At 52.1% G+C, this 15,035-nt stretch carries 16 protein-coding genes; 5 read left to right on the plus strand and 11 right to left on the minus strand.

The genetic code is table 11. The features are described from left to right. Positions 1-10: 10 nt before the first annotated feature. The 3 genes from argF (ABVM99_RS09015) to arcA all read right to left on the minus strand — a co-directional run bounded on the left by argF (ABVM99_RS09015) (position 11) and on the right by arcA (position 3,290). Positions 11-1,015, minus strand: coding sequence for an ornithine carbamoyltransferase (gene argF / locus ABVM99_RS09015; protein WP_000237031.1), 1,005 nt, complete (start codon positions 1,013-1,015; stop codon positions 11-13). A 111-nt stretch (positions 1,016-1,126) separates the two neighbouring features. Beyond that, positions 1,127-2,059: a carbamate kinase gene (gene arcC / locus ABVM99_RS09020; RefSeq protein ID WP_000428751.1), complete on the minus strand. Its 933-nt coding sequence runs from the start codon at positions 2,057-2,059 to the stop codon at positions 1,127-1,129. Between the two features lie 10 nt (positions 2,060-2,069). Then, positions 2,070-3,290, minus strand: coding sequence for an arginine deiminase (gene arcA, locus ABVM99_RS09025; RefSeq protein WP_000410846.1), 1,221 nt, complete (start codon positions 3,288-3,290; stop codon positions 2,070-2,072). A 675-nt stretch (positions 3,291-3,965) separates the two neighbouring features. Here arcA and ABVM99_RS09030 point away from each other — a divergent pair. Further along, positions 3,966-4,418, plus strand: coding sequence for a YhcH/YjgK/YiaL family protein (locus ABVM99_RS09030; protein ID WP_023194706.1), 453 nt, complete (start codon positions 3,966-3,968; stop codon positions 4,416-4,418). Between the two features lie 73 nt (positions 4,419-4,491). Here ABVM99_RS09030 and argF (ABVM99_RS09035) read toward each other — a convergent pair whose 3' ends face one another. Both argF (ABVM99_RS09035) and ABVM99_RS09040 read right to left on the minus strand, forming a co-directional pair. Further along, positions 4,492-5,496, minus strand: a complete 1,005-nt coding sequence (gene argF / locus ABVM99_RS09035; protein WP_023194707.1) for an ornithine carbamoyltransferase — start codon at positions 5,494-5,496, stop codon at positions 4,492-4,494. After that, a complete protein-coding gene (locus tag ABVM99_RS09040) occupies positions 5,466-5,645 on the minus strand; it encodes a hypothetical protein (RefSeq protein ID WP_371045364.1) in 180 nt (59 codons plus the stop codon). The genes argF (ABVM99_RS09035) and ABVM99_RS09040 overlap by 31 nt, the downstream gene beginning before the upstream one ends. 16 nt (positions 5,646-5,661) lie before the next feature. Here ABVM99_RS09040 and rraB point away from each other — a divergent pair, with 16 nt between their 5' ends. Then, positions 5,662-6,078 (plus strand): ribonuclease E inhibitor RraB, encoded by a 417-nt coding sequence (gene rraB, locus ABVM99_RS09045; protein ID WP_000002940.1) that lies wholly within the window; start codon positions 5,662-5,664, stop codon positions 6,076-6,078. Between the two features lie 11 nt (positions 6,079-6,089). Beyond that, positions 6,090-6,902 carry a tRNA isopentenyl-2-thiomethyl-A-37 hydroxylase MiaE gene (gene miaE / locus ABVM99_RS09050; protein WP_000218446.1) on the plus strand — a complete coding sequence of 271 codons (813 nt, stop codon included), beginning with the start codon at positions 6,090-6,092 and terminating at the stop codon, positions 6,900-6,902. Positions 6,903-6,934: 32 nt separating this feature from the next. Here the strand turns inward: miaE and ABVM99_RS09055 are convergent, their stop codons facing one another. The 3 genes from ABVM99_RS09055 to ABVM99_RS09065 all read right to left on the minus strand — a co-directional run bounded on the left by ABVM99_RS09055 (position 6,935) and on the right by ABVM99_RS09065 (position 8,234). Next, the gene (locus ABVM99_RS09055; protein WP_001575365.1) at positions 6,935-7,057 is read right to left on the minus strand and encodes a hypothetical protein; all 123 of its coding nucleotides are present in this window, start codon (positions 7,055-7,057) and stop codon (positions 6,935-6,937) included. 78 nt (positions 7,058-7,135) lie between these two features. After that, a complete protein-coding gene (locus ABVM99_RS09060; protein WP_000826193.1) occupies positions 7,136-7,624 on the minus strand; it encodes a DUF3617 domain-containing protein in 489 nt (162 codons plus the stop codon). A 106-nt stretch (positions 7,625-7,730) separates the two neighbouring features. Further along, the gene (locus tag ABVM99_RS09065; RefSeq protein ID WP_023194708.1) at positions 7,731-8,234 is read right to left on the minus strand and encodes a GNAT family N-acetyltransferase; all 504 of its coding nucleotides are present in this window, start codon (positions 8,232-8,234) and stop codon (positions 7,731-7,733) included. Positions 8,235-8,428: 194 nt separating this feature from the next. Here ABVM99_RS09065 and ABVM99_RS09070 point away from each other — a divergent pair, with 194 nt between their 5' ends. Continuing rightward, positions 8,429-9,616 (plus strand): YjgN family protein, encoded by a 1,188-nt coding sequence (locus ABVM99_RS09070; RefSeq protein ID WP_001066975.1) that lies wholly within the window; start codon positions 8,429-8,431, stop codon positions 9,614-9,616. 141 nt (positions 9,617-9,757) lie between these two features. Here ABVM99_RS09070 and ABVM99_RS09075 read toward each other — a convergent pair whose 3' ends face one another. The 3 genes from ABVM99_RS09075 to pepA form a co-directional block, all read right to left on the minus strand. Further along, entirely contained in the window at positions 9,758-12,613 is a 2,856-nt protein-coding gene (locus ABVM99_RS09075) for a valine--tRNA ligase (protein WP_023194709.1), read from the minus strand. After that, positions 12,613-13,056: a DNA polymerase III subunit chi gene (holC, locus tag ABVM99_RS09080; protein ID WP_023194710.1), complete on the minus strand. Its 444-nt coding sequence runs from the start codon at positions 13,054-13,056 to the stop codon at positions 12,613-12,615. The genes ABVM99_RS09075 and holC overlap by 1 nt, the downstream gene beginning before the upstream one ends. 136 nt (positions 13,057-13,192) lie before the next feature. Beyond that, on the minus strand, positions 13,193-14,704 hold the full coding sequence (gene pepA, locus ABVM99_RS09085) for a leucyl aminopeptidase (protein WP_000397158.1): 1,512 nt from the start codon (positions 14,702-14,704) through the stop codon (positions 13,193-13,195). A gap of 280 nt (positions 14,705-14,984) precedes the next feature. On the opposite strand from pepA, the gene ABVM99_RS09090 reads away from it, so the two are divergent. Continuing rightward, positions 14,985-15,035, plus strand: coding sequence for a hypothetical protein (locus tag ABVM99_RS09090; RefSeq protein WP_212724070.1), 51 nt, complete (start codon positions 14,985-14,987; stop codon positions 15,033-15,035).

Below are 15,035 nucleotides of genomic sequence, written 5' to 3' on the forward strand. Positions count from 1 at the left end.
TCCTGTGGGATTAGTCGCCGAGCGTCGCCACCATGACCGCTTTGATGGTGTGCATCCGGTTTTCCGCTTCATCGAAGACTATCGAGCCTGCGGACTCGAACACCTCTTCCGTGACCTCCAGTCCTTTCAGGCCGTAAGCCATTTCGATTTCGCGTCCCACTTTGGTGTGCTCGTTATGGAAGGCGGGCAGGCAGTGCATAAACTTCACATCAGGATTACCGGTAGCGTTTACCACCTGCTGGTTGACCTGATATGGCGTCATCAGACTGACGCGCTCCGCCCAGGCTTCTTTGGGTTCTCCCATCGAGACCCAGACGTCGGTATAGAGGAAATCCACGCCGTGAACGCCGTCTTCAACGCTCTCCGTTAAGGTGATACGAGCGCCAGTAACGCTGGCGATTTCCCGGCACTGCGCGACCAGCGCGGCATCAGGCCAGAAGGACTTTGGCGCTATCAGGCGGATATCCATGCCCATCTTCGCCGCGCCCACCATCAGCGAGTTGCCCATGTTGTTGCGCGCGTCGCCCAGGTAGGCGAAGCTCAGTTCCGGCAGCGTTTTACCCGGCGCGTGTTCCAGCATGGTCATTAGATCGGCCAGGATCTGTGTGGGGTGAAATTCATCGGTCAGGCCGTTCCAGACGGGAACGCCCGCGTATTCCCCCAGCTCTTCCACAATGTGTTGACCAAAACCGCGATATTCGATGCCGTCATACATCCGCCCCAGGACGCGAGCAGTATCTTTCATGGACTCTTTATGGCCGATCTGCGAGCCGCTTGGGCCGAGATAAGTCACCTGCGCGCCCTGGTCGAAAGCGGCGACTTCAAACGCGCATCGTGTGCGGGTAGAGGTTTTTTCAAAAATCAGCGCGATGTTTTTGCCGATCAGTGTTTGCTTTTCGCATCCGGCTTTTTTTGCGGCTTTCAGCTCAATAGCCAGATCGATGAGGTGTTGGATTTCCGCCGGGGTGTAGTCAAGTAGCTTCAAAAAGTTACGATTTTTCAGTGAAATAACCATTACAATATCCTTGTTAAAATGAATTGCCTGATGGCGCTGCGCTTATCCGGCCCACGGTTATGCGCGCTCTGTAGGCCGAATAAGGCGGAAGCCGCCATCCGGTAAAAAGCCTTATGCGTCAACGTCGGCGGTTTCACACCGAATCAAAGTACCTTTCTCGCCCGCGAGAATGGCTTGCCCATCCGCCAGCGAGCCGATTCCGGCAATGCCGCGGCAATGGCTGACAAACTCAGCGCAGGCGGTCACTTTCGGGCCCATCGAACCGGCGTCGAACTGCATTTCACGAAGCAGCTCCGGCGTAACCTGCGCCAGCGGGCGTTGGGTGGGTTTGCCCCAGTCGAGATACACCGCGTCGGCATCGGTCAGAATGAGCAGCGCGTCGGCGTGAATTTGGCTGGCAAGCAGGGCGGCGGACAGATCTTTGTCGATCACCGCCTCGATACCGTGGTAGCCATCGGCTTTTTCCACGACCGGTACGCCGCCGCCGCCGTTACAGATAACCAGGTGATCGCGGCTAATCAGCGCGCGGATGGCATCGTTTTCCACAATGCGTTTCGGCTGCGGGGAGGGCACAACGCGGCGGAAGGCGTTACCGTCGGCTTTGAATACCCAGCCCTTTTCTGCCTGTAACGCACGGGCCTGCGCTTCGTCGTAAATCGGTCCGATATATTTGGTTGGATTGAGGAATGCCGGGTCGTTGGCATCGACTTCGACCTGGGTGAGCAGGACGCTGATTTCACGCTCCGGCAGATGATTCTTCAGCGCCTGTTGCAGCATGTAGCCAATCATGCCCTGGCTTTCCGCACCGAGAATATCGAGCGGGTAGGGCGTAACGTTAGCGTAGGCGCTATTTTGTAGCGCCAGCAGTCCTACCTGTGGGCCGTTGCCGTGCACTAACACCACGCGCCATTGCCGCGTAAGCTGGGCGATGGTTCTGGCCGCCAGTTCGATATTTTTACGCTGAATATCAGCCTCCAGCGGTTCGCCGCGTTTGAGCAGCGCATTGCCGCCCAGCGCGACGACCAGTGTGCGTTTGTTTTCCATAACGTCTCCTTTAAATACCATCGCGTTCCAGTGGACAGCTCATGCAGCGTGCGCCTCCGCGCCCGCGACCCAGTTCATCGCCGGGAATGGGAAGGACGGTAATGCCGGCTTTGTCGTATTTTTCGTTGGTCCAGATGTTGCGCTCATAGCCCACCACCACGCCGGGACGCAGGGTGAGCACGTTATTGGCGTCATTCCACTGTTCGCGCTCAGCTTCAAATGCGTCGCCGCCAGTGGTGATTAAGCGCACCTGATCGATGCCAAGCGCTGTTTCAAGAGCATGAACCAGCGTGCTCTCCTGGGTTCGTTTCAGACCGCCGCGTCCGTCTGGCGTCAGCGTCCAGCACTGCACGTCCGGGCGAACGACTTCCGGATAGACGGAGAAGGTGTCGATATCAATGTGGGTCATGACGGTATCAAGGTGCATACAGGAGCGATGTTTTGGCAGTTCAACGGCAATGACGCGTTCCGCCTGACGATGTTTAAACAATGCCTGCGCCAGGAACTCGACGCCCTGCGGCGTAGTACGTTCAGACATACCGATCAACACCGCGCCGCGGCCAATCACCAGCACATCGCCGCCCTCTAAAGTGGCGTGGTCGTAATTAATGTCCTCGTCGCCGAAATATTTAATGAAATCACCACCTGCGAATTGAGGATGCCAGCGATAAATAGCACGTAAATTATTCGTTTCACGTTGGCGTGCAGGTTTCGCCATGGGGTTAATTGAGACGCCGTTATATATCCAGCAGGACGTGTCACGGGTAAATAGGTGATTCGGTAATGGCTTCATAATAAAGTCATTAATATCGTGAGTATCGACCACCATATTTTTTATGGAGGCGGGGATTTCGCCGTAAGTTAAACCGCCGCTTAAATGGCGAGCCAGTTCACGGTGCGGCATATCCGCCAGCCAGGCGCGAATATCTGCGGCAAAGGTGGGCCCAAGGCGATAATCGGAAATTTGCGTGTCCAGTAGCCAGGCTTTAGCGTCAGCCACATCCAGCGTTTGGGTGAGCAGGTCGGTTAACAGCAACACTTCTATCCCTTGCTGGCGCAGCGTGTTGGCAAAAATGTCATGCTCTTCGCCAGCGCGCTCTACGGATAATACATCGTCAAAAAGTAATTCCTGACAATTTGAAGGGGTAAGTCTTTTTAGGCTGAGATTGGGCCGATGCAACATTACGCTGCGTAATTGACCGATTTCAGAACCGACAAAATGCTTTTCCATCATTATACCTTTTACATAATTTCAAGAATAAAGAAGGAGTGGCTGCAAATATTTAGCGTGCTTGCAGTCGCGGCGTTTCAGTTAAATTCGGGAGCAATGATTGAATTTTATTTGGGTTGTTAATGTGATGAGATTCACATCAATCAAGGAGTGCTATTTTTCTTACTTAATATATGAGCCGGGTCAGAGAAATTCAAAAAACAATAAGGCATTAAATGAATTACTACGCAGCTATATGGTTTGTTATTTTTTTATTGTTAATTATTTGTTTGCTGTATTGAATGATGTTTAAATTTTAACTAATTGAAAATAAAGTGATTATTTTTAATGGTTGCATAACTATGCGTGAGGGGGATTTTATTATCGGGGATATTTAAATAATTTAAAAATAACTATGGATAGAGAAGTCATTTATGCAGGGAGAGCGAATTGTGATCGCTAAAACGTTTTTATGTTAACGCCTTTAATATCAAAGCGTTGTTAGTGGTGGCAATTTGGCGCCGCTGGGGTTTATGCATAGGTACTGCATAAAGTTGGGCGAACTATTAACAATATAGAAACACCGCTGGCGATAAACATGCGCTGGCGCAAAATCGATGAGAGTAAGGGTAGTATGGCAGCCATTTTTCTCGTATAAAGAGAAAAATAAAACGCTGTTTTAACTAAGGGGATGCGATGATTGTTGGCAATATTGAATATCTGGAGGCCTGGCTGCCGACGGCGTTACGGCAGGCGATTGAGCACGTCAATGCGCATGTCACGGCAACGACCGCGCCAGGTAAGTATGACATTGACGGCGACAGGCTGTTTTATATGATTTCTGAAAATATGACGGAGCCGGGCGAATCGCGCAGCGCAGAGTATCACGCCCGTTATCTTGATATTCAGATTGTGCTACAAGGTCAGGAAGGGATGGCATTCAGTACCCGGCCTGCGGGAACGCCGCACACGGACTGGCTGGCGGATAAAGACATTGCATTTTTACCGACGAGCGTCGACGAGAAAACCGTCGTCCTGAACGAAGGCGACTTTGTGGTGTTTTATCCCGGCGAAGTGCATAAGCCCCTGTGCGCGGTGGGAGAACCGGCGCGGGTACGTAAAGCGGTTGTGAAAATGCTGATGGCGTAATATTTTGTGCCGGATGGCGGCGCCTGCACGTTGCGATCTTGTAGGCCAACCGCCATCCGGCATCATCACGACATTATTTAGACAGCGTCGCTACCATTACTGCTTTGATGGTATGCATTCGGTTTTCCGCTTCATCAAAGACAATGCTGGCCGCAGACTCAAAAACCTCGTCGGTCACCTCCATCCCGCCATGTAAACCGTACTCTTCGGCCATTTTTTTGCCGAGCGTGGTTTCGTCATCATGGAAAGCAGGCAGACAATGCAGGAACTTAACCTGCGGATTGTCGGTTAACGCCATCATCTGGCTGTTGACCTGATAATCACGCAGCAGGGCAATACGCTCCGCCCATTTCTCTTTGGGTTCGCCCATAGAGACCCAAACATCGGTATAGATAAAATCCGCGCCTTTTACGCCCGAGGCGATATCTTCGGTCAGGGTGATGGCGCCGCCGTTCTTTTTCGCCATGGCGCTGCACTCCGCCACTAACGCGGCTTGCGGCCAGCAGGCTTTTGGCGCGACCAGACGGAGATCCAATCCCGTTAACGCGGCGGCTTCCAGCATGGAGTTACCCATGTTATTACGCGCGTCTCCGGCATAGACCAACGTCATCTCGTTAAAGGCTTTATCCGGCAGATGTTCCTGCATGGTAAGCAGATCCGCCAGTAATTGCGTTGGGTGATACTCATCGGTTAAACCGTTCCATACCGGCACACCGGAATATTCAGCCAGCGTTTCGACGATCTCCTGGCCATATCCTCGATACTGAATACCGTCAAACATCCGGCCCAGGACGCGGGCAGTATCTTTGATGGACTCTTTATGGCCGATCTGGCTCCCGCTGGAACCCAGGTACGTCACGCGCGCCCCCTGATCGTATGCGGCAACTTCGAAAGAGCATCGTGTCCGGGTCGAGTCTTTTTCGAAGATGAGCGCAATATTCTTACCCACCAGCTTTTGTTCTTCTTTACCGTTTTTCTTATCGGCTTTCAGTTTGGCGGCAAGCTGCAACAGAGCAGTGAGCTCGCTGGCGGTGAAATCAAGTAACTTTAAAAAAGGTTTTTGGTAAAACGTAGACATACTTCCCTCACATGGCTTAGGCCTCTCATTGAATTAAAATTCACTTTATATGGATGATTATTCATTTGCAACCCTGTTTGATAAAACTTTTCTCGATAAGGTGGAGGCAACGTCGGCGGTATGTGACAATAAGAGTATCGGCAGGACATCTATGAGGAACGAGCTATGGCAAACCCGGAATTACTGGAAGAGCAGCGTGAAGAAACGCGGTTAATTATTGAAGAGTTACTTGAGGACGGCAGCGATCCGGATGCGCTGTACACTATCGAGCATCACCTTTCCGCTGACGATTTCGAAACGTTGGAAAAAGCCGCGGTAGAAGCCTTTAAACTCGGCTATGAAGTGACGGAGCCGGAAGAGCTGGAAGTGGAAGAGGGCGATACGGTTATTTGTTGCGACATCCTCAGCGAGTGCGCGTTGAACGCCGAGCTCATCGACGCTCAGGTTGAGCAACTGATGAACCTGGCGGAAAAATATGATGTCGAATACGACGGCTGGGGAACCTATTTTGAAGACCCTAATGGCGAAGAGGGTGATGACGACGATTATGTCGATGAAGATGACGACGGCGTGCGTCACTAAAGCTGCATAGTATGACGGTACGGCAGCGTCTGCTGTCGTATTTTTTTAACAGGTTACGTATGAATTACCCGCAAATACTCTCTCCGGTGCTTAATTTCCTGCATTGCCCGACGCCGCAGGCGTGGATTGTCCAGGCCCGCGATCCGCAAAATCTTCCTCTTCTGCTTACCGATCACTTGATCTGCGAACTGAAGGCTGCGCAAACCGCGTTGCTGTTGGTGCGTAAATATGTCGCCGATAAATCGGGCGCTGACGCGCTGCTCGCCTGGCTGCAACCTTACGAGGCGTTCGCGTTTCGTCAGGGGCCGGAGCCGGATTTTGTTGCCCTGCATAAACAGATTAGCAAAAGCGCCATGCCGCAAACTGATGACCCCTGGGGTCGTCAGCTTATCGACCGTATGGTGTTATTGATTAAAGAGGAGTTGCACCATTTTTGGCAGGTACGCGAGGTCATGCAGGCCAGAAACATTCCTTATGTGAAAATCACCGCCAGCCGCTACGCGAAAGGAATGTTGAAAGCGGTACGCACGCACGAACCGCTCACCTTAATTGATAAGCTGATTTGCGGGGCGTATATCGAAGCCCGCTCCTGCGAACGTTTTGCCGCTCTGGCGCCCTGGCTGGATGAGGATTTACAGACGTTTTATCTCTCGCTTCTGCGCTCCGAAGCGCGGCATTATCAGGATTACCTGGCGCTGGCGCAGCAGATTTCCGCCGAGGACATTTCTGCGCGCGTGCGCTATTTTGGCGAGGTGGAAGCTGACCTTATCTTGTCGCCAGACCGCGAGTTTCGTTTTCATAGCGGCGTGCCAGCCGCCGGATAAAGGGTAAAATTAAAGATTAGCGTTTTTATCTTTTACGCTGTCGCCACCTGCGTGGTCATCCGCCCGGCATCAAACTGCTGGCGAGCAGGAAAAGTCATTTTCATGATATTCTGTCCTGAGTAAAGCCTGCCCTGCGGCAGGCAAAAAGAACTCATTCAGTGTTATATTCCCGAAAGGTGACCTTGAACAATGCCATTTTTGCATCATCACTACGGGTTCTTGTGTTGAAATAGTTACTGTTTCACGCCTTTTGACGCTTCAGAGCAGGTCTTGCCAACAAAGGTTTGTTTAATTTTGTTGATGGAGGTTGTTTTATTACCTCCTGCATCGACATCCGATTTCATGGTCATCGCAAATTCTGTATCGCTTATTTTCGTCGTTTCTACAATAGAGTGCGATTTGACATCAGGATTATTACAGACAGTCTCATTGATCAGTTTGGTATCCGTACTTTCTACAAATGTTGTCGTGCAACCGCCTGCACTGGTAGAAAAACCCTTCACCATTTTCTTAGAATCTTCAGACATTTTAGGGGTATAACACATAAGCGTCGCTATGCCCGAATTTTTTTCATCCATTAATACTTCTTTTGTATCTGGATTGATGGTGCGCATTTCTATATTTTCCATTTTCCATTCGCCGGGCTGTATATCTAATGCATATACATTAGAGATACTAATAAACATAGCGGGGAAAACAATTGCTGATAATAGGCGTTTCATTTATAACTTCCTTGAATAATAAGTGATTCCCGGATAACAGGATGTTTCCGGGATTACTTATATCAGCAAAAATAATACCTGGCGAGGATAAATAAACGCCTGGTTTTCAGAGTTCCTTTAACATCCTCACTTCGCAATCGACATGTCCGGTGCAGCCGAGCGGTTCGCTAATATGTTCAAATCCTAAACGTTCGTATAGCGCAATCGCCTCGCGTAAAAAAGCCGTTGTTTCCAGATAGCAGCGTTTAAAACCCTGTTCACGGGCATGATCCAGCGCCATCAGCGCCAGCTTTTTCGCCAGCCCCTGACCACGAATCACCGGTAAAAAATACATTTTTTGCAGTTCACAAATGTCTGGTTCGCTACAGGATAACGGCGCCACGCCGCCGCCGCCCACCACACAACCGTTTTGCTCTACCACCCAGTAGGCCGCGCCCGGTTGGCTATAAACCTGATACAGTTCATCCAGATTGGGGTCGGCAACGGTATAACCTTTATCGGCGGTAAGTCCGTATTCCGCTGAAACCTGACGGATGACACGGGCAATAGCGGCATTGTCGGCGGTAGTGATTCGGCGCACCGTGAGCGTTGGCGAGGCGACATTATTCATAATATGGCTCAATTTTTAAAATTTATTTATAGATTACTTTAATACCACCGTCTTGAGTTACGCGCAAGGAGATCCTGAATCAGACAAAATAAAAGGCGGAAAAATTAAACAAAAATAGTATCGTAGTCAAATCAGTAACAATTTACTGGTTTTTATTATTAATTCTAATAGATTGTAATTCAGGGATATGATTCATGAATAACGTTATCAGTAGTAAAGATAACCATAATCACACGTTGGTGTTTACAGGCAAGGGCGGAAAGTATTTTGTTATTTGCCTTGTGAATTTCTTGTTGACGTGTATCACGTTGGGAATCTATGCGCCGTGGGCGATGGTGAAATGTCGACGTTATATTTATACTAATATGACGCTAAACAATCAGCCTTTTGCTTACAAAGCCACGGGCGGCGCATTATTTATTAGTGTGTTGTTAGTTTTTATTATTTATATTGTTAGCCTCTCTCTTATTGAACACGGTCATCCCGGTCTCGGTTTTACGCTATTCGGCTTATTAATTGCGATTATTCCTTTTATGGCGGTGAAAGGATTACAGTATCAGGCGATGATGACTTCGCTTAATGGCGTACATTTTGGATTCCAGTGTTCCATGCGGCGCGCCTGGTGGTACATGTTCGCTCTCCCGGTACTCCTGATGGTGGCGCTTTATATTGTTCTTTATATTATCTCACTGGTAACCATCGCCGTCGGCGGTTTAGTGTTCAATATCGTTTTTCTCGGTTTGCTGGCTATTATTGGGATAGGGGTCATTAACGGTATTACCTACAGCAAATGGATGACCTTGTTTGGCAATGGCGCAAACTTTGGCATTCATCGTTTCTCGATTCAGGTTAATGTTAAAACGTGCATCAGAGGGTGCGTGTTGGCAATGTTGACCCTTTTCCCTTTTGCTGTCGTGATTGGTTATCTAATCGCGCCGGTGTTCACCGACATGATTCTTTTGAGTATGATGGGGAATGCGCAGGCAGGAGGGGCGCTTATTCTGCAATATTATGGCCAGATAATGGCATGTTATTTCCTCTATTTTCTCGCGATTATTGTGGTAACCAGTTACTTATATGTGGCGTTACGCAACCTGTTTTTAAACAATTTGTCACTGGCGAACGATTCGATTCGTTTTCATTCCTCTGTCACTGCACACGGTATGCTGTGGCGGTTACTGGTGGTGTTTGTGATTTCCGGCGTGACCTTAGGGCTGGCTTATCCGTGGTTGAAAATTTGGCTGGTGAGCTGGCTGGCGCAGAATACACAGGTCCAGGGCGATCTGGATTCGCTTGAGTTAACCAATGATGAGAAGCCGCTGGAAAACAGCCCGCTAATGTGGATTTCTCGTGGCATCATGCCTTACTTCCCGTTTATCTGATGTAAAAAGGCCGACGTTTACGTCGGCCCATAATTCATGTTGTCGGATGGCGGCGTGAATGCCTTATCCGGCCTACCGATCGCGCCATGTCAATAAGCGAACGTGTAGGCCTGGTAAGCGAAGCGCCATCAGGCTTTCAGATTACAGCGCGCTAATAACCGCCTGCTGCTCAATCAGCTTCGCTTTGGCTTCTGCGTAACCGTCCAGCTTCTCACGCTCTTTGGCAATCACCGCTTCCGGCGCACGGGCGACGAAACCTTCGTTGGACAGTTTGCCTTCGATACGGGCAATCTCGCCTTCGATTTTCGCCACTTCTTTCGCCAGACGCGCCAGCTCATCGTCTTTGTTGATGAGGCCTGCCATCGGGATCAGCAGTTCGGCGCCGTCGATGATTTTGGTCACGGAAACCGGGCCTTTGTCATCGGCTGGCAGCACGGTGATGCTTTCCAGACGCGCCAGGGTTTGCAGGAAGCTACGGTTGTCGTTAACACGACGAACGGCTTCTTCACTACAGCCGCGCAGCAGCAGTTCCAGCGGTTTGCCCGGGGCGATGTTCATTTCCGCACGAATGTTACGTACCGCGACGATCGCCTGCTTCAGCCACTCGGTATCGGCCAGCGCGGCTTCATCCACCTGTGCGGCGTTATATTCCGGGAACGGCTGCAGCATAATGGTATCGGCGGTAATGCCGCAGATAACCTTCACGCGCTGCCAGATGGTTTCGGTGATAAATGGGATGATCGGATGCGCCAGGCGTAGCAAGCCTTCCAGCACAGTGACCAGCGTGTGGCGAGTGCCGCGCAGTTCGGCTTCCGTTCCGCCATTCATCACCGGTTTGGTCAGCTCCAGATACCAGTCGCAGAACTGGTTCCAGGTGAATTCGTACAGGATGCCCGCCGCGATATCAAAGCGGAAGTTGTCCAGCGCGTCGCGGTACGCTTTCACCGTCCGGTTAAACTCCGCCAGGATCCAGCGGTCGGCCAGCGACAGCGCTTTTTCGCCGCCGTTAAAGCCGCAGTCCTGATCTTCGGTGTTCATCAGCACGAAGCGGCTGGCGTTCCACAGCTTGTTACAGAAGTTACGGTAACCTTCCAGACGCTTCATGTCCCAGTTGATATCGCGGCCGGTCGAGGCCAGCGCCGCCAGGGTAAAGCGCAGGGCGTCGGTGCCGTGCGGCTCAATGCCGTTCGGGAACTGCTTCTCGGTACGCTTGCGAATTTTCTCCGCCATCTGCGGCTGCATCATATTGCCGGTGCGTTTTTCCAGCAGTTCCGGCAGGGAGATGCCGTCGACCATATCCAGCGGGTCGATAACGTTACCCTTGGATTTGGACATCTTCTGGCCTTCGTCGTCGCGAATCAGACCGGTCATGTAGACGGTATGGAACGGCACCTGCGGCTTGCCGTTTTCATCTTTGATGAAGTGCATGGTCATCATGATCATGCGGGCAATCCAGAAGAAGATGATGTCGAAGCCGGAAACCATCACGCTGGTCGGGTGGAACTGACGCAGGGCGTCGGTGTTTTCCGGCCAGCCGAGGGTAGAGAAAGTCCACAGCGCGGAGGAGAACCAGGTATCGAGAACGTCTTCGTCCTGACGAAGCTGAATGTCGGCGCCGAGGTTATTTTCCTGACGCACTTCGTCTTCGGTACGGCCAACGTAGACGTTGCCGTCGTTGTCATACCATGCCGGGATACGGTGACCCCACCACAACTGACGAGAGATACACCAGTCCTGGATATCACGCATCCAGGAGAAGTACATGTTTTCGTACTGCTTCGGCACGAACTGAATGTCGCCGTTTTCAACCGCTTCCACCGCCGGTTTCGCCAGCACGTCTGCACGGACGTACCACTGGTCGGTCAGCATCGGTTCGATAACCACGCCGCCACGGTCGCCGTAAGGAACGGTCAGATCGTGCGGTTTAATTTCTTCCAGCAGGCCCAGCGCGTCAACGGCAGCAACGATGGCCTTACGGGCAGCAAAGCGTTCCAGCTTCTGGAACTCAGCCGGAATCTCGCTGGAATAAACGTCAGACTCTTCACCTTTGGTATCGAACACTTCCGCGCTTTCGCGAATGTCGCCGTCAAAGGTCAGGATGTTGATCATCGGCAGGGCGTGACGTTTCCCGACTTCATAGTCGTTAAAGTCGTGCGCCGGGGTGATCTTCACGCAGCCGGTGCCTTTTTCCATATCGGCATGTTCGTCGCCAACGATTGGAATGCGGCGGTTAACCAGCGGCAGAATAACGAATTTGCCAATCAGATCTTTATAACGCGGATCTTCCGGGTTCACGGCCACGCCGGTATCGCCCAGTACGGTTTCCGGACGGGTGGTGGCGACGACCAGGTAATCTTTACCGTCTGCGGTTTTCGCGCCGTCGGCAAGCGGATAGCGGATGTGCCACATGGAGCCTTTGGACTCGCGGTTTTCCACTTCCAGGTCAGAGATGGCGGTGCGCAGCTTCGGATCCCAGTTCACCAGGCGTTTGCCACGGTAAATCAGGTCTTCTTTGTACAGGCGGACAAAGACTTCTTTCACGGCATTGGAAAGACCTTCGTCCATGGTGAAGCGCTCGCGCTCCCAGTCAACGGAGTTGCCGAGACGGCGCATCTGACGGGTAATGGTGCCGCCGGATTCCGCTTTCCATTGCCAGATTTTGTCGATAAACGCATCGCGGCCGTAGTCGTGACGGGTTTTACCTTCTTCAGCGGCAATCTTGCGCTCAACCACCATCTGGGTCGCGATCCCGGCGTGGTCGGTGCCGACCTGCCACAGGGTGTTTTTACCCTGCATACGCTGGTAACGGATCATGGTATCCATGATGGTTTGCTGGAAAGCATGTCCCATATGCAAACTGCCGGTGACGTTCGGCGGCGGGATCATGATGCAGAAGGACTCTTTGCTTTCGTCGCCGTTAGGCTTGAAATAGCCCTGCTTTTCCCAGTGCTCGTAAAGCGGCTGTTCGATATCTTGGGGGTTATATGTCTTTTCCATTATTTCCAGGTTGCCGTATTCAGGTTAAAACCAGCCACGCGGTAGGCTTTGTAGCGTTCGCGCGCCAGTTGTTTCAAAGTTTCTTCGTAAGGGACGAAGTCTACCACTTCTGTGAAAGCGGTGGCAAAATCTGCAAAGCTTGTACGCAGGCTGATTAAAATATCGCGTGGGCTGCTGTTGCGTTTTTCCGGCCAGGCGATTTCAACCGGCGCGCCGCCGCGTGGGCCTTCGCCTGCCAGATTGTGCGGGACAAAACTTTCCGCCGGTCTTGCCCACAGCGCTTCATCCAGCCGAATGGCCTGCTTCTCATCTTCGCAGGCGATCAGCACGCGCTTGCCGGCGCGCCAACGTTCTGCGGCAATTTCACACACCAGTTGTTCAACGGCGCTTAAACCGTTGACGGTAGTGTCATTATCCAGAAGATAGAACGTCGCATTCTTCATATATGGGGCTTCTTGTGGTGGATTTAAATGCGTTGCCATGATGCCTCCCGTAGGCCGGATAAGCGCAGCGCCATCCGGCAAAACGCCTGATGGCGGCGCTAATGCGTCTTATCAGGCCTACGGGGTAATCTCAAACTTACTCTTCGCCGTTAAAGCCCGCACGATTGAGCAGGAACTGCGACAGTAGCGCTACCGGACGACCCGTCGCGCCTTTCGCTTTGCCGGAGCGCCAGGCGGTACCGGCGATATCCAGGTGCGCCCAGTTATACTTACGGGTAAAGCGCGACAGGAAGCAGCCCGCGGTGATAGCGCCGCCAGGACGACCACCAATATTCGCCATATCCGCAAAGTTGGACTCCAGTTGTTCCTGGAACTCATCGCCCAGCGGCAGACGCCACGCGCGGTCGCCCGCTTGCTCGGACGCGCCGATCAGTTCATGCGCCAGCGGGTTATGGTTCGACATCAGACCGGTGATGTGATGACCCAGCGCAATCACGCAGGCTCCGGTTAGCGTCGCCACGTCAATGACGGCTTCCGGTTCGAAGCGTTCAACGTAGGTCAGCACGTCGCACAGTACCAGACGGCCTTCGGCGTCGGTGTTCAGCACTTCAACGGTTTGACCAGACATGGTGGTCAGCACGTCGCCCGGACGATACGCGCGTCCGCCCGGCATGTTTTCACAGCCCGCCAGTACGCCGATAACGTTAATCGGAAGCTGAAGCTCGGCGACCATACGCATCACGCCGTAAACCGCCGCCGCGCCGCACATGTCGTACTTCATCTCGTCCATCCCTTCAGATGGCTTGATGGAGATGCCGCCGGAGTCGAAGGTCAGGCCTTTACCCACCAGCACGATCGGGCGCGCGTCTTCGGATGGATTGCCCTTGTACTCAATCACCGACATCAGCGATTCATTCTGCGAACCGTGGCCGACCGCCAGATAAGCGTTCATACCCAGTTCGCGCATTTGCTGTTCGCCGATGACGCGGGTGATGACATTTTTGCTGTAGCTGTCAGCCAACTGGCGCGCCTGTGACGCCAGGTAGGCGGCGTTACAGATATTGGGCGGCATGTTGCCGAGATCTTTCGCTGCCTTAATCCCGGCGGCGATGGCCAGACCGTGCTGAATGGCGCGTTCGCCGCTGGTGAGCTCACGGCGGGTCGGCACATTAAAGACCATCTTACGTAGCGGGCGGCGCGGCTCGCTCTTGTTGGTCTTGAGTTGATCAAAACTATAAAGCGTCTCTTTGGCCGTTTCGACGGCCTGACGCACTTTCCAGTAGTTGTTGCGGCCTTTGACGTGCAGTTCGGTCAGGAAACAGACGGCTTCCATCGAACCGGTATCATTCAGAGTATTTATCGTTTTCTGAATAACCTGCTTATACTGACGTTCATCAAGCTCGCGCTCTTTGCCGCAACCAATGAGGAGGATTCGCTCGGAAAGAACGTTAGGAACATGGTGCAGCAACAGAGTCTGCCCCGGTTTTCCTTCCAGTTCGCCGCGACGCAGCAATGCGCTGATGTATCCGTCGCTAATTTTGTCGAGCTGTTCTGCAATCGGAGAAAGGCGACGCGGTTCAAAGACGCCCACGACAATGCAGGCACTCCGCTGTTTCTCCGGGCTACCGCTTTTTACACTGAACTCCATGCACTATGCTCCTGAATCTTAAAGACAACAGTGGTGGCTACAGCTATACTCGTCGTCTTTCAAGTTGCAGATGCGTTGGCTGCGCCTGCTCACCCCTGTCACTTACCTGATGTAAGCTCCGGGGCTTCACAGTCTTGCCGCCTGCCTGCAACTCGAAATCCATTAGAGTATAGAAATTGAAAGCTTTCGTAACTCATGTCCGCTGTTGCGGTGACTTCGTGTTAATCTTAACGTTATTACGGCATTGGCACGTCAGAACAAGTTCTGAGAGGTGAATCCGCTGAGTATAATGATCTTAGCGATGATTTCGACGACTCAAGAGAATAAATGA

Source organism: Salmonella sp. SJTUF15591, from assembly GCF_043356435.1.
In the GTDB taxonomy this organism is placed as follows: domain Bacteria; phylum Pseudomonadota; class Gammaproteobacteria; order Enterobacterales; family Enterobacteriaceae; genus Salmonella; species Salmonella enterica.

Excerpts from the sequence above, each read along its gene's own strand:
- argF (WP_000237031.1), bottom strand. The coding sequence starts at position 1,015 with ATGGTTATTTCACTGAAAAATCGTAACTTTTTGAAGCTACTTGACTAC.
- ABVM99_RS09040 (WP_371045364.1), bottom strand. The coding sequence starts at position 5,645 with ATGTCCTGCCGATACTCTTATTGTCACATACCGCCGACGTTGCCTCCA.
- pepA (WP_000397158.1), bottom strand. The coding sequence starts at position 14,704 with ATGGAGTTCAGTGTAAAAAGCGGTAGCCCGGAGAAACAGCGGAGTGCC.
- argF (WP_023194707.1), bottom strand. The coding sequence starts at position 5,496 with ATGTCTACGTTTTACCAAAAACCTTTTTTAAAGTTACTTGATTTCACC.
- arcA (WP_000410846.1), bottom strand. The coding sequence starts at position 3,290 with ATGGAAAAGCATTTTGTCGGTTCTGAAATCGGTCAATTACGCAGCGTA.
- ABVM99_RS09030 (WP_023194706.1), top strand. The coding sequence starts at position 3,966 with ATGATTGTTGGCAATATTGAATATCTGGAGGCCTGGCTGCCGACGGCG.
- holC (WP_023194710.1), bottom strand. The coding sequence starts at position 13,056 with ATGAAGAATGCGACGTTCTATCTTCTGGATAATGACACTACCGTCAAC.
- ABVM99_RS09055 (WP_001575365.1), bottom strand. The coding sequence starts at position 7,057 with ATGAGTTCTTTTTGCCTGCCGCAGGGCAGGCTTTACTCAGGACAGAAT.
- ABVM99_RS09075 (WP_023194709.1), bottom strand. The coding sequence starts at position 12,613 with ATGGAAAAGACATATAACCCCCAAGATATCGAACAGCCGCTTTACGAG.
- arcC (WP_000428751.1), bottom strand. The coding sequence starts at position 2,059 with ATGGAAAACAAACGCACACTGGTCGTCGCGCTGGGCGGCAATGCGCTG.
- rraB (WP_000002940.1), top strand. The coding sequence starts at position 5,662 with ATGGCAAACCCGGAATTACTGGAAGAGCAGCGTGAAGAAACGCGGTTA.
- ABVM99_RS09070 (WP_001066975.1), top strand. The coding sequence starts at position 8,429 with ATGAATAACGTTATCAGTAGTAAAGATAACCATAATCACACGTTGGTG.
- ABVM99_RS09065 (WP_023194708.1), bottom strand. The coding sequence starts at position 8,234 with ATGAATAATGTCGCCTCGCCAACGCTCACGGTGCGCCGAATCACTACC.
- ABVM99_RS09060 (WP_000826193.1), bottom strand. The coding sequence starts at position 7,624 with ATGAAACGCCTATTATCAGCAATTGTTTTCCCCGCTATGTTTATTAGT.
- miaE (WP_000218446.1), top strand. The coding sequence starts at position 6,090 with ATGACGGTACGGCAGCGTCTGCTGTCGTATTTTTTTAACAGGTTACGT.